Genomic DNA, 13,395 nt, shown 5'->3' with positions numbered 1-13,395 from the left:
TTAATTATGCCTGGAAGTAATAACCTGAACCCCACTTTGTTCTAACATACCTAGGCTCGCTAGGGTTAACCTCGAGCTTCTCTCTGAGTCTCCTCACATGAACATCAACTGTTCTCTCATCTCCCGGGAAGTCCTCTCCCCAAATAGCATGAAGAAGCTCACTTCTGCTGTAAATCTTACCGGGTGCAGCCACAAGGAACTCAAGAACGTCGAATTCCCTGCTGGTGATGTTGATCTCTTTGTCACCAACATACACTCTTCTGTACTCCTCATTAACTGTAAGATCTCCGAAGGTAAGAACTCTTGCAGGCTCCTCAGGCTTGCTGGTTCTTCTGATGATGGCCTTGATTCTGGCCTTAACCTCAAGAATATTAAACGGCTTTGTAATATAATCGTCAGCACCGTACTCAAGTCCAAGAATCTTGTCCATGTCATCGCCCTTAGCTGTAAGCATTACAACGGGGACATTTGAGAACTCTCTGATCTGCTGACAAACCTCAAATCCATCCATCTTAGGAAGCATAACATCGAGTAGTATGATGTCATAATTATAGGTACGAGCCATCTCAAGTGCCTGCTCACCGTCGTATGCGGTATCAACATGCATTCCATCCTGTTCGAGGCTGTAACGAATACCTTTTACAATTGTCTTTTCATCATCAACGACTAATACCTTTTTTGCCATCTTTCCTACTCCATTAAAAATTTAAACTTTTATATGATCCTTTATTTTTGAAAAGAACTTATCCTTGATACCAGTTACCTTCATGATATCTTCGATAGTTCCGAATTTCCCATTCTCTTCTCTGTAAGCAATAATGTTCTTTGCTCTGCTGGGTCCAATCCCGGGTATATCGCAAAGCTCTGACTCCGAAGCAGTATTGATATTGACCTTACCGCTCTCTGAAGAACTCTCTGCCTCTGCTGTAACAGCTCCGGTAATACCTGCATCATCACTTCCTGCTGAAGCTGTGTCATCTGCGCCATCTCCTGCTGCCATACTCTCCTCTACAGTCGGAATCTTGATCTTAACTCCATCCTCAAGGATAGTCGCCTGGTTCACAAAGTCGCTGTCGGCATCCTGTAAAAATCCGCCTGCTGCCTTGATGGCATCCACAACTCTGCTGCCTGTGGGAAGCTCATACACTCCCTCACAGAGCACTGCTCCGCAAACATGAACCATAATGGTCTCGGGAGCCTTGGAAGCTTCTTCTGACTTGTTATCAGATTTTTCATCTGATTTATCCGCTTCCAGAGAACCTGTATCTGAGCTGTTCTTCATCTCCTCGGTATTATCCTCAAGAGCCGGAGCACCTGAATCTGCAACCGCCGTTTCAGGCTCAGTCAGCACAATATCGGCGTCCTTCCTGTCACATCCAGTCAGTAATACGCCTACAAGTAATAACGTTATAAAATTTTTCGTAATATGTTTATGCATGTATCCTCCAAAAAAATCAGGAGGCCCCACCACGCATCGACTTAAGATAGTCCAACAATCATAATATCGGAAATATAATACAAACACAAGATGCCTGTAACATTTTCGTAACAATTACAAAAAAATGGCGCTTTAGGACTATTCTTTTGTATATTTTTTATTCTTCCTGTCCTTCGGTAATAACAACCGTTGCATCGGGAAGTCGCTCTTCCTCTACTGCTGTGCCGTTTATCTGCAGCTTTACATTTTCAGACAGAGTCTTTAACGTATCATTAACATCTGCCCCATCCCAGATATCAGCGAAAGCAATCTCAAGCTGAACCCAGAAATTGCTTGTAGCCATGAGCTTCGGCATAGGAACAGAGTTGCCGTAAACACTTACAAATGACACAAGAGATGCGTTGCTGTAAGGAATTCCCTCATGGGCGATAAGCTTACCGCTCATTGTATAGCAGGCATCAGTATTCTCACTGCACAAAAACTCTGCGAATTCATTAGCCATGTCCTGATGCTCGGAATATCCGTTGATCGCAAGACAATTTGTTACAGACATTGTTCTTGTCTTGTAATTCTCGTTAAGGGCAGGCATTGTAGCAACGCCGTATTCAAAGCTGCAGTTACCCTCAGCCTTTGCTGCCTCTATCTTAGCCACAGCATCAGATGTAGCCACTGTGAAAACAGTTTTTCCATCTATGAAATCCTGAAGCACCTTGTCATAATTAACAGCGCTCTCATCAATAGCGAAGAACTGGTTCAGCTGCTGATAAAAGCTCATGCAGTTGATGGTGTCTTCGTTATAAACATTTATTGCACTTATATCATCTCCTGACTCACCGCCAAGATTCATATAATTACCAACAAAGAAATAATTGTAAAAAATATCCGTAACATCCCACTGGAATACAGATTCTACCGACTCCGGAGCGTTATAGTTATCAGCAAAAAGAAGGATATCCTCGATAGTTGAAGGAAGCATCTCCTGCACTCCCTGCTGAACCTCCTCAGGACTGACAGTAACCTCTTCCACTGCTTCACCCTCAACATCTCCCTCTGCGGGAACCTGCTCAGTGCCATCGCTCTGGGTAATATCCTCACCCTCGATCTCGCCTGCATCCGCAGCCGCCTGGGCAGCCTCGCCCTCAGCGGCATCAATCTCAGCCTGCTTGCGGGCTCTCACCTCATCCTCAAGATATGTTCTGTTATATAAAAGTGAGCTTGTCTCGAAATAGTAGGGATATGCAATTATCTTGCCGTTATAGGTTACAGCATTTTTTGCAGAGTCACTAAATCCAAGAGCTTCATCGTCAAGAAACTCCGGATTCTTAATTTCCCTTGCAAGCCCTGCAAGATAAGCCTTTTCAAGTCCGTCATGAGTCATTATGAAAACATCGGGATAGTTGTCTCCGGCAACGGAAGCCTTGCTGATCTCCTCAAGATATTCAAGACCTGACACGCACTCTATCTCCACTCTGGCCTTCTTACTCTTTTTGTTGTACTCAACAACCTTGGCAGTAAGATAATCCGTCAGAGCATCATCCGTGTACCATAATCTGATAGTGGTCTTGTCATTAGATCCGAAAATCGTGCGCTCCTCGTGAAGCCCCATACCTGATTTTGAATAATAGAAAGCTGCTGAAAGCAGCGCTATAATAAGAACTGCTCCCAGCAGCCTGAATCTTATCTTCATAATAACCTCGCTAATAATTAGTTCGGAAGATGAGGCTCCAAAATGCTGATCATGTCATCAACATCCTTCCTGGTGATGACAAGCGGAGGTATAAAACGAATTACATTTGCTCCTGCATTTATCAGGATAAGTCCGTTTTCAAGAGCTTTATTTATAATATCACCGACAGGGCGGTCAAACTCCAGTCCCTGAAGCAGTCCACTACCTCTGCGGTCTACAATGCAGTCATAACGGGATTTCAATCCTTCGAGCTTCTCCTCCAGATAAGCCGAAACCTCTCTCACGTTATCTATTATATGTTGAGTCTCGAATAAATCAAGGACTTTGTTAATGGCTGCGCCTGCAAGAGGGTTGCCTCCGTAGGTTGTTCCGTGGTCACCTGCAACGAGTGAATTCTGGCCTACTTTTTCAGTCATAAGGAATGCTCCAACCGGCACTCCGCAGCCAAGAGCCTTGGCCGTTGTCATGATGTCAGGCTTAACACTGTATTTCTGCCATGCATACATGTAGCCGGTTCTTCCCATGCCACACTGAATTTCATCAAGAATAAGAAGGATGTCCTTTTCATCGCAAAGTGCTCTCACACTCTTAAGGAATTCCTCAGAAGCAGGGTAAATTCCGCCCTCTCCCTGAACTGTCTCCATGATGATCGCAACAGTCTTGTCAGTAACCTGCTTCTTAACACTTTCAAAATCATTAAAGGTTGCAAAGCGGATATTACCGATCATAGGCTGGAAAGCGTCTCTGTAGTGGGCATTGCCGGTAACAGAAAGGGCTCCGAAGGTTCTTCCGTGGAAGGAGTGATTCATGGCGATAATCTCATGATCTGTTCTTCCATCCTTCAAAAATCCATATTTTCTTGCAGCCTTAAGGGCTCCCTCAACAGCCTCAGCTCCGCTGTTTGTGAAAAATACCCTGTCCATTCCGGATACTTCCTTGAGCTTACGGGCTGCTTCGATAGCCGGTACATTGTAGTAATAATTGGAGGTATGGATTACCTTATCGATCTGATTTTTCAGAGCATCGTTGTACTCCTTATTGCCGTAGCCAAGCGCAAACACGCCTATTCCGGAGACAAAATCGAGATAGCTTTTGCCGTCCAAATCATAGAGGTGCACACCCTCGCCCTTATCGAGAACTACCTGATATCTGTTATAGGTATGTAAAAGGTCGCGCTCCGCCTCATCTATATATTCTTTCATTGTGCTCATGGTTTTACCCTCCCGAGTATGCATAGTCTTTAAGTCTTTTTATGAAAAATCACTCCTGATTCTCGTCAGCGTCCGGAGTAAACATGGTTCCGACACCCTTGTTGGTGAAGAACTCAAGCAGCAGGCAGTGAGGAATTCTTCCGTCAAGGATATGGACTCTCTTAACACCCTCTTTTACTGCGCTTGTGCAGTTTTCAAGCTTGGGAAGCATTCCGCCTCCGATGTTACCGCTAGCGATGAGCTCGTCTGCCTGAGATACTGTAAGTCTTGAGATAAAGGTGGAAGGATCGTTGATATCCTTATAAACACCTTCGATATCTGTAAGGAAAGCGAGTTTTTCAGCGCCAACCGCCTTTGCAATTGCGCATGCAGCATCATCAGCATTTATATTGAAGGTTTCGAAATTCTCATTCATTCCGACAGGTGCAACGATAGGCAGGTAGTCGTTATCCATAAGGTCATAGAGGATCTTGGGATCAACCACATCAACGTCGCCAACATAGCCGATATCCTGGCCGCCGGAGAGCTTCTTCTTTGCTCTTAAAAGACCTGAATCCTTGCCGCTGATACCGATTGCCTTAACGCCCAGCTCCTGAACCATTCTTACAAGACACTTATTCACCTTGTTTAGAACCATCTCAGCGATCTCCATGGTCTCAGCATCAGTAACACGAAGACCGTTTACAAATTCGGCTTCTTTTCCGACCTTGCCGACCCATTTGCTGATAGCCTTTCCGCCGCCATGAACTATGATAGGCTTAAAGCCGACAAGCTTAAGAAGTGTAACGTCCTTGATGACGTTTTTCTGGAACTCTTCACTTTCCATAGCACTTCCGCCGTACTTAACAACGATGATCTTGCGATTGTATTTCTGAATGTAAGGAAGTGCCTCGATGAGCACTTCAGCCTTCTTTAAAACTTCCTGCATATCCTTGTCCATTTTTCCTCTCCTTCCAAATTCACAATGAAGTTCTGCTCTCGCCTACGCTCGTCAGAACACGTTCGGACCAGGTTCGCCAAAACCTCGCCAAGTCCTCTCAGCTTAGCTACGATAGTCTGCATTAATCTTAACGTAATCATAGGTGAGGTCACATCCCCACGCAGTAGCCTCTTCAGTTCCGATGTGCATATCTATAACAGCGATGACCTCCTCAGCAGAGAGAACCTTGGTTGCGTATTCTTCATCAAAGCTCTGAGGCTCACCCTCTTTAAACATGAGAACACTTCCTGCTTCACTTTCTATTGAAAGTGTCACCTTTTCAGGATCAAAGAGAACTCCCGAATATCCAAGTGCACAGAGCACACGGCCAAAGTTGGCATCATGACCGTAGATCATTGCCTTTGTAAGTGATGAGCAGATTACTGATTTTGCAAGAGTCCTTGCATTCTCCTTGGTGTCTGCATTTATTACGTGTGCTGTGAAAAGTGCGGTTGCACCCTCGCCGTCACCGGCCAGCATCCTTGCCATCTCTTTACATATAGAATTCAGGGCCTCAACGAAGGTGTTGTAGTCCTCGCCCTCCTCTGTGATCTCCTTGTTTCCGGCTTCGCCGTTTGCAAGAACCATAAGAGAGTCGTTGGTGGACATGTCTCCGTCTACAGAGATCATGTTAAAGGTGTCCACAACAACGGTCTTAAGCGCCTTCTGGAGAAGGTCGTGAGATATTGAAACGTCTGTTGTAACAAAGGAAAGCATTGTGCACATGTTGGGGTGGATCATTCCTGAGCCCTTGGCAAGTGCTCCCATCTTACAGGTGGTTCCGCTGATCTCGAACTCCATAGCCATCTGCTTGGAATGTGTATCAGTTGTCATGATGGCTTCAGCTGCGCCTGTAGCGGCCTCCTCAGAATCTGAAAGCTCAGGTACCATCTGGGCTATTCCCCTTTTTACAGCCTCCATGTTCATTTGCATTCCGATAACACCGGTGGAAGCTACGAGAACTGAGTTCTTGGGAAGTGAAAGAAGTGATTCAACCTCGCCGGCAGTCTCTGCACAAAGTCGCTTTCCTTCCTCGCCTGTGCATGCATTTGCGATTCCGGAATTAGCAACGATCGCGTGAACCGGATGAATGCTGCTGCATATCTCCTTGTCCCACATAACAGGTGCTGCCTTTACCACATTGCTTGTGAAAACACCTGCTGCCGTACATGCTGATTCACTGTAGATAAGCATCATGTCCTTGCGGTTTTTATATTTTATATTTGCTTCTGTACTTGCAGCCTTAAAGCCCTTAGCTGCTGTAACGCCACCTGATATTTTTTTCATAGTCTTTCTCCTTTTAAGATAGATAAAAATTCCAAGTCTTAATCGAACTTTACAAACTCTGTCAGATTGTTTTCATTTAATGTGTAATCGTAATAATTCATATCCGAACGAAGTGTCCAGTTCATTCTCTGCCAGAATGCGTTTCCGATTTTATTAGTAACAAATGCGTTAAGCGAAACCTTGTTTATCTTCTCTTCCTTAAGACGCTCTAAGCAAAACTCAACCATCTTTTTTCCTATTCCATGTCGTCTGTAGTTCTTGTTAACACAAACATGGTAAAGGCATCCGCGTCTTCCGTCGTGTCCACAAAGAATAGCTCCAACTATTTTTCCATCCTCCACATCCACTGCGCTGGTAGTGGGATTACGTTTTAAAAACATCTCGATCCCTTCAAAGGAATCATCCATTGTTCTTATGCCAAAGCCCTCGATTGAGTTCCAAAGTGCATAAACCTCTTCATAATCGTCAATAGTCATCGCACGTACCATGACTCATTCCTCCTCGTATCACGACATCACGGGAATGCAGGAACAAAATCAAGTCCCATATCCTCATCAAGTCCAAATAAAATATTCATATTCTGTACAGCCTGCCCTGCTGCGCCTTTCACAAGATTATCGATGGCGCCCATCATGATTATGCGGCCTGTTCTCTCGTCAATCTTAAATCCGATATCCACATAATTGCTGGTCTCAACCCATCTCGTCTCGGGATAAGCTCCGTCAGGAAGAAGTCTTATGAACTTCTCATCCTTATAATATTTCTCGTAGGCTGCTCTAATGTCTGCCGCTGTAGGAAGCGTTCCGTCTGCTTTTTTCACAAGAGATGCATACTCTGTAGCAAGAATGCCTCTGTTCATCGGAATGAGGTGAGGTGTGAAGTTGATGGTGATATCCTCACCGGCTGCGTATCCAAGCTGCTCCTCGATCTCCGGTGTGTGTCTGTGATTTGTAACGCCGTAGGGCTTAACACTCTCATTAACCTCGCAGAAAAGATTGGCTGTTTTAGCACCTCTTCCTGCACCTGATGTTCCGCTAAGAGCATCTACAATAAGTGTGTTTGGATCTATCAGCTTATCCTTAACAAGAGGATATGCTGTAAGGATCGAGCAGGTTGTATAGCATCCGGGATTGGCAATAATTCTCGCACCCTTTATCTTATCCCTGTTGATCTCGCAAAGTCCGTACACCGCTTCATCAATGTACTGGGGAGCTTTATGCTCAATGCCGTACCATTTCTCGTAAATTCCAACATCCTTTAATCTGAAATCTGCGGAAAGATCAATTATCTTTACCTTATTAAGAACTTCATCATTAACAAGTCCTGCACAAAGGCCCTGAGGTGTAGCAGTAAAAATAACGTCAACCTCCTTAGCCAGCTCATCCATGTTATCGTCCATGCATTTCGCATCTACTATATTAAAGAAGTTTCCATACACAGAACTAAATCTCTCATCTATATAACTTCTGGAGCCATACCACACAATCTCCGCCTGGGGATGACTATATATCAATCTCGCAATCTCTGCTCCCGCATAACCAGTAGCACCAATAATTCCTACCTTAACCATATCCACGCCTTTCTATTAAATACGGGTCAAAAATCCCGCTCCGGGTTATCAAGACAATATACACAATATTTGCTCCTGTTGAACCAAACGCTCCGCTGAGCCCAGAGCAAAGGTTACTGCGTGCAATGGCACTTGTAACCTTTTGGTCTCATCTCCGCGGTTCAAATCTCGCAAAGTATTGTGTATATCACCTTATCAACCTCGGATCAGGACCTTTGACCCTTTATTCACATAATTCGAATAGTTTCTGCATATTATTATGAATAGAACGAATACATTCGAGGTACCTTGTAACCGTTTCCCCATGCAACATCTATTATATGCTTTGCAATTGAGTATAATCAATATCAGTAATTTATGCAAGCATTATTTATATTTATGCACTAAAACGATATTTTTATAAATTTTTATGCATAAAGTACTTGCATTTTATTCAACATGGTTGTATATTCACCTTGTAAATGATTCAGCTTTGTTTTTTCACAAATGAATTATTTAGAAAGAGAAAAAAGTTAGCAAGGTCAAAGGGTCTTCTTCGAGGGCTGTAAGGTGCATGGTTCGATACTTTGCGAGATTTGAACCACGGAGATAAGACCAATCCATATCGAGTGCCCTTGCACGATGATATGGATGCTTTGGGCTTATCGCAGTTCTTGGTTCAACACGAGCAAATATTGAACCATGTACCGGGAGCCTGATGAAGAAGATTCTTTGACCATCACGTTATTTTAAGGAGGAAAACATGGCTAAGGATAAGGTTATACTTGCGTACTCGGGTGGTTTGGATACAACGGCGATCATTCCGTGGTTGAAGGAGAATTTTGATTATGAAGTAGTTTGTGTATGCATAGACTGCGGACAGGAAGAAGAACTTGATGGACTTGAAGAGAGAGCTACAAGCTGCGGTGCATCCAAGCTTTACATATTAGATGTAATTGACGAGTTCTGTGATGAATATGTAGTTCCCTGCGTACAGGCACACGCTGTATATGAGAACAAGTATCTCCTTGGAACTTCCATGGCTCGTCCTCTTATTGCTAAGAAGCTCGTTGAGATCGCTAGAAAAGAAGGTGCTGTTGCTATCTGCCACGGCGCTACAGGAAAGGGTAACGACCAGATCCGTTTCGAGCTCGGAATCAAGGCACTTGCTCCCGACATCAAGATCATAGCTGCATGGAGAAATGACAAGTGGACAATGGATTCCCGTGAGTCTGAGATTGAGTACTGCAAGCAGCACGGAATCAACCTTCCCTTCTCTGCTGACAGCAGCTACAGCCGTGATCGTAACCTCTGGCATATCTCCCACGAGGGACTTGAGCTCGAGGATCCCGGACAGGCTCCCAATTACAAGCATCTCCTTGTTCTTGGCTGCACTCCTGAGGATGCTCCCGACAAGCCGACCACAGTTACAATGACCTTTGAGGGCGGCGTACCTAAGTCAGTTAACGGAAAAGAGATGAAGGTTTCAGACATCATCCGCACACTTAACAAGCTCGGCGGTGAGAACGGAATCGGTATCGTTGATATCGTAGAGAACCGTGTTGTAGGCATGAAGTCCCGTGGCGTTTATGAGACCCCCGGCGGAACAATCCTTTACGAAGCACACCAGCAGCTCGAGGAACTCATCCTTGACCGCGACACCTACACAATGAAGAAGGATATGGGCAACAAGTTTGCTGATCTTGTATATGAAGGAAAATGGTTCACACCTCTTCGTGAAGCTGAGCAGGCATTCATCGAGTCAACTCAGAAGTATGTAACAGGTGAAGTTACATTCCAGCTTTACAAGGGTAACATCATCAAGGCAGGCACAACATCACCCTACTCTCTCTACAACGAGTCAATCGCTTCCTTCAAGACAGGTGATCTTTACGACCACCACGACGCAGAGGGCTTCATTAACCTCTTCGGTCTTGCTTCAAAGGTACGCGCTATGAAGATGCAGGAAGTTGAAAAGAACAACAAGTAAAAACATAGAAAATCCCCAGTGTTCAATCGAACACCGGGGATATATTTTTGTGTAGAGACTAGGTCAACCACACTTTTTATCCTACGAAAAACATGTCATCAAACACTTCCAATACACTCACATTTTCGCCATTTACTTTTGTACATTTGCCTAGATCATCATCCATGTAAACACGTATTCTAACAAGCTTATTATCCTTGGTGAGGCAGTCCACATAATTATCTACATCAGTAAACATCAGCTTTAAGGTGTCACCGGCCTTAAGACTCACGGTCTCCTTTGTCACTTCTCCCGTTGCAGCATTCACAACTTCAATATCATCCAAAGGCATCTTCAGTGATATCTCATACCTGGAGCCCTCCATGATTTCACTCCGCCCCGACAGACACTCGAATTTTCCATCCTCTGTAATCCTATATTCAGTAACTACATCAGTAGTGGACAACAACCATGATGTAATCGCAATATGGAAATATGCAGGATCAGTCATAATATGTGTAACATACGAGTAGTTATCAAAGTCAGTAAAGCTTTCGTCAGGATTTCCGCAAACCCAGCCACACAAAAGATCTGTCTCTTTGACACCCGAATCATCAATTGTATATAACTGCTGAATATCAGCTTCGTATTCCTTGTACTGCGAAAGAAGTACGCTTTTCCCCTTCTGGTGTACTAACGAAAATTCAAAGTCATAATCATCGTCCTCACTAGGAAATTCGTAATCTGTTTCGTTATAGTTCACAAGCATTCCTGTCGTTATTTCATAGTTAGACTCGGGTACATATTCCTTCGTTTCCATCGCGTAAATGGTATCCGGTTTTCCATCATCATCGGCGTCTATAAGTTCATTAGAACTAGGATGAAGCTGAGTCACCCATGTGTCAGGAATATTATCTCTGACATCACTTGTGAAAATACTGCCCTTCTCGTCCTCGCAAAACAAGAGCTTCGAATTCATGCTAAGCGGGGACAGGTTCATTGAGTTTAGCCAAAACGAAACACCCTGCGGTTCCAGTGTCCATACCAGTTGCTCATCATGAGCACTCTGCTGCAGTTTTTCTTTCATCTCTGCTTCGCTCATCTCGGATGAACCTACAGAAAGCGCTTCGTAGTCTTTCTTCATCTCTTCAAGGAATTTCCGGGCGAGCTTTTCATACAAAGCATCCTCATCCTCGATGATATCTGAAAGCTTAAGCACCTCTCCTGTGTCCGGTTTGATATTGTAAGCCATGTATCTCACATGATTGTAGTCTTCATAGGATGCCGTCGTTATCTCGACCAGGACACTTAGCACATCACTGTCAGCCCTGCGTACAAAGATATTCCAGTCCCTGTCTTCAACCGGATAGTCATCGTTATTATTTTCTCCGTTCTTCATCACCTGTCTGTACGCTGCGTAATAACTGTTTGCTTCATCCGTAGCTATGAGGTCGTTTACCATCAGGATGGCTTTTTCAAGCTCGGGGTATGCTTTTTTCGTATCATCTGAAAGAGCAAGGTGCTCATAGTTATGGCCGATGAAAAGCCTCGAATAGTTTTCACCATAGTAGTTGTTGTCTTTGTGAAAGATTCGAAGACCTGAGATAAGGCTGCTATGATTTTTGCTTGATGCATTCTCTGAGGATAGTTCCAGACTTTCAGTTTCATCAGTAACTGCTTCATCCTGGTTTTCTTCTTCAGGTGCTTCTACTTCATTATCAGCGGTAGCTTCTTCAGAACTTTCCTCGGTTGAAGAATCATCATTTTCCGATGTAGTCTCTGCCTTTGTAGACTCATCATTTTCACCAGTTTTATCCGTAGTAACAGAGTGGGCAGCATTACTTTCTACAGCCTGCTCACTGGCTTTCTGGCATCCCGCAAGAAGTGCGCTACACATAAGACCAACTAACATAAAAACCCGAATTCTTTTCATGGCTTTCCCCCTCTTTTTTAGTTATCAATCTACTTGTGGAACTGCAAATCTAAAGCAATTTTCCTTATCATACATAATTCTTCTGACATAGCGTTCATTCGAGTACTCATCGGGATCCGTAACAAAGAAGCCATCCTCGGTGATGCGGGAAACAGACGGATAAAACGTCAAGTAAACATATATGTCACCATCCTGCACTGTCATGATTCCGCCGTATTCACTCTGGTTTCTCTGAACGCTATCGTCATCCGGATCGATATAAAAAATACACTCATAGATACCGTCATCATTAAGATCTGCGTAGCTAAAGTCGTGTACTTTTAACGGAGCTTTTGCATACTCATATATGACTTTATCCTTTAAAAGATCGCTAAATGGCGCTTCCCCGGGACTTTTCATAAACTTATCAAGAGCAAATGCATTGACAACGGTATCGCTGTCCGCTATCTTCGTATAATATTCAGGATCATCCTCCGGGAATTTATATTCTCCGGCAGAAGAGCCTTCCTTGTATGAAAACTCCAAGGTCTTCTCGTATTCCTCGATCGGATACAGATTGTTATAATCGTAAGAATCCAGGAGGTAAGCACCCGGCACTATCTCATCAGCAGCCTTGTACCATACATCCTCTCCGTTGTCCAGTTTCTCGTTTATATCTTCTGCATACAGGGTTTCGCCGCTGAGCTCACCGTTATTTAACGTGACCTTCATGCACTCGCCATATCCCATGTGTCCCCAATAGCTTAAGATTCCATTCTCATTAGGAACTCCATAGTATGCAGAATGTCCCATGTTAAGGCCATCTAAGCTTTTAATTTCGCCGTCAACGCATGTAAACACCATCCCATGAAAAGAGGCTTCATCGTGGCCGTATTTAATAAATAGCTCAGGAGTTCCGTCCTTATCGATGTCGTACAGCCAGTAAGAGTCTATGGTCTCCTCATAGTTCTCATTATCAAAATCACCTTCAAGTTCAGCGGCAATTTTTTGCTCCTCTTTGATTTTGGCAATGTATGCTTCTTTGTAGGTGCCTGCAGAAGATGCTTCCGTACCGCTCTCGGGCATGTCCAAAGAGTCTGCAATATCCGAAGAAGATGCATTATCAGAACTATCATCCGGAATATCTTCAGAAGTAGTATTAGTCACTTCTTCGCTGCCTGCGGCAGACGCGTCTGCTTCTTCCTTAGACTCTGAAGAATTATCCTTACCTGTATCAGAAATGAGTTCTGCAAAGTCAGCCTTTCCATTCTCATTGGAATTGGTTTCTGTATTCTTTTTTTCCGCACATCCGCATAAAGCTATTGCTATGGCAAATGTGATGAATAATGCTTTTCTTTTCATA

11 protein-coding genes are annotated in these 13,395 nt (G+C 44.0%); 1 reads left to right on the top strand and 10 read right to left on the bottom strand.

The annotated features are described in order from the left end of the window. Window positions 1–4: 4 nt before the first annotated feature. From G587_RS0117815 to argC, 8 genes are all read right to left on the bottom strand, one after another. The gene (locus G587_RS0117815) at window positions 5–685 is read right to left on the bottom strand and encodes a response regulator transcription factor (protein ID WP_026493344.1); all 681 of its coding nucleotides are present in this window, start codon (window positions 683–685) and stop codon (window positions 5–7) included. A 21-nt stretch (window positions 686–706) separates the two neighbouring features. Further along, window positions 707–1,438, bottom strand: coding sequence for a helix-hairpin-helix domain-containing protein (locus tag G587_RS23455; RefSeq protein ID WP_051201138.1), 732 nt, complete (start codon window positions 1,436–1,438; stop codon window positions 707–709). Window positions 1,439–1,595: 157 nt separating this feature from the next. Continuing rightward, window positions 1,596–3,125, bottom strand: a complete 1,530-nt coding sequence (locus G587_RS23450; protein ID WP_051201137.1) for a sugar ABC transporter substrate-binding protein — start codon at window positions 3,123–3,125, stop codon at window positions 1,596–1,598. Window positions 3,126–3,142: 17 nt separating this feature from the next. Continuing rightward, window positions 3,143–4,327 (bottom strand): aspartate aminotransferase family protein, encoded by a 1,185-nt coding sequence (locus G587_RS0117800; protein WP_081679523.1) that lies wholly within the window; start codon window positions 4,325–4,327, stop codon window positions 3,143–3,145. A 58-nt stretch (window positions 4,328–4,385) separates the two neighbouring features. Beyond that, a complete protein-coding gene (gene argB / locus G587_RS0117795; protein ID WP_026493342.1) occupies window positions 4,386–5,276 on the bottom strand; it encodes an acetylglutamate kinase in 891 nt (296 codons plus the stop codon). Between the two features lie 102 nt (window positions 5,277–5,378). Further along, the gene (gene argJ / locus G587_RS0117790; protein WP_026493341.1) at window positions 5,379–6,602 is read right to left on the bottom strand and encodes a bifunctional ornithine acetyltransferase/N-acetylglutamate synthase; all 1,224 of its coding nucleotides are present in this window, start codon (window positions 6,600–6,602) and stop codon (window positions 5,379–5,381) included. Window positions 6,603–6,640: 38 nt separating this feature from the next. Continuing rightward, the gene (locus tag G587_RS0117785; RefSeq protein WP_026493340.1) at window positions 6,641–7,090 is read right to left on the bottom strand and encodes a GNAT family N-acetyltransferase; all 450 of its coding nucleotides are present in this window, start codon (window positions 7,088–7,090) and stop codon (window positions 6,641–6,643) included. Window positions 7,091–7,116: 26 nt separating this feature from the next. Continuing rightward, window positions 7,117–8,172: an N-acetyl-gamma-glutamyl-phosphate reductase gene (argC, locus tag G587_RS0117780; RefSeq protein ID WP_026493339.1), complete on the bottom strand. Its 1,056-nt coding sequence runs from the start codon at window positions 8,170–8,172 to the stop codon at window positions 7,117–7,119. A 742-nt stretch (window positions 8,173–8,914) separates the two neighbouring features. On the opposite strand from argC, the gene G587_RS0117775 reads away from it, so the two are divergent. Then, complete coding sequence (locus tag G587_RS0117775; RefSeq protein ID WP_026493338.1) at window positions 8,915–10,141, top strand: argininosuccinate synthase; 1,227 nt, start codon at window positions 8,915–8,917, stop codon at window positions 10,139–10,141. Between the two features lie 76 nt (window positions 10,142–10,217). Here G587_RS0117775 and G587_RS23445 read toward each other — a convergent pair whose 3' ends face one another. Both G587_RS23445 and G587_RS0117765 read right to left on the bottom strand, forming a co-directional pair. Next, window positions 10,218–12,053, bottom strand: a complete 1,836-nt coding sequence (locus G587_RS23445) for a hypothetical protein (RefSeq protein ID WP_035787251.1) — start codon at window positions 12,051–12,053, stop codon at window positions 10,218–10,220. 24 nt (window positions 12,054–12,077) lie between these two features. Then, the gene (locus G587_RS0117765; RefSeq protein WP_026493337.1) at window positions 12,078–13,394 is read right to left on the bottom strand and encodes a hypothetical protein; all 1,317 of its coding nucleotides are present in this window, start codon (window positions 13,392–13,394) and stop codon (window positions 12,078–12,080) included. Window position 13,395 lies beyond the last annotated feature (1 nt).

This window comes from Butyrivibrio sp. XPD2002 (assembly GCF_000423945.1).
Lineage (GTDB): Bacteria > Bacillota > Clostridia > Lachnospirales > Lachnospiraceae > Butyrivibrio.
This window is presented reverse-complemented; position numbering and strand designations above follow the sequence as displayed.

Coding starts and splice junctions, on each gene's coding strand:
- G587_RS23450 (WP_051201137.1), bottom strand. CDS start 3,125: ATGAAGATAAGATTCAGGCTGCTGGGAGCAGTTCTTATTATAGCGCTG.
- argC (WP_026493339.1), bottom strand. CDS start 8,172: ATGGTTAAGGTAGGAATTATTGGTGCTACTGGTTATGCGGGAGCAGAG.
- argJ (WP_026493341.1), bottom strand. CDS start 6,602: ATGAAAAAAATATCAGGTGGCGTTACAGCAGCTAAGGGCTTTAAGGCT.
- G587_RS0117765 (WP_026493337.1), bottom strand. CDS start 13,394: ATGAAAAGAAAAGCATTATTCATCACATTTGCCATAGCAATAGCTTTA.
- G587_RS23455 (WP_051201138.1), bottom strand. CDS start 1,438: ATGCATAAACATATTACGAAAAATTTTATAACGTTATTACTTGTAGGC.
- G587_RS23445 (WP_035787251.1), bottom strand. CDS start 12,053: ATGAAAAGAATTCGGGTTTTTATGTTAGTTGGTCTTATGTGTAGCGCA.
- G587_RS0117815 (WP_026493344.1), bottom strand. CDS start 685: ATGGCAAAAAAGGTATTAGTCGTTGATGATGAAAAGACAATTGTAAAA.
- argB (WP_026493342.1), bottom strand. CDS start 5,276: ATGGACAAGGATATGCAGGAAGTTTTAAAGAAGGCTGAAGTGCTCATC.
- G587_RS0117800 (WP_081679523.1), bottom strand. CDS start 4,327: ATGAAAGAATATATAGATGAGGCGGAGCGCGACCTTTTACATACCTAT.
- G587_RS0117775 (WP_026493338.1), top strand. CDS start 8,915: ATGGCTAAGGATAAGGTTATACTTGCGTACTCGGGTGGTTTGGATACA.
- G587_RS0117785 (WP_026493340.1), bottom strand. CDS start 7,090: ATGGTACGTGCGATGACTATTGACGATTATGAAGAGGTTTATGCACTT.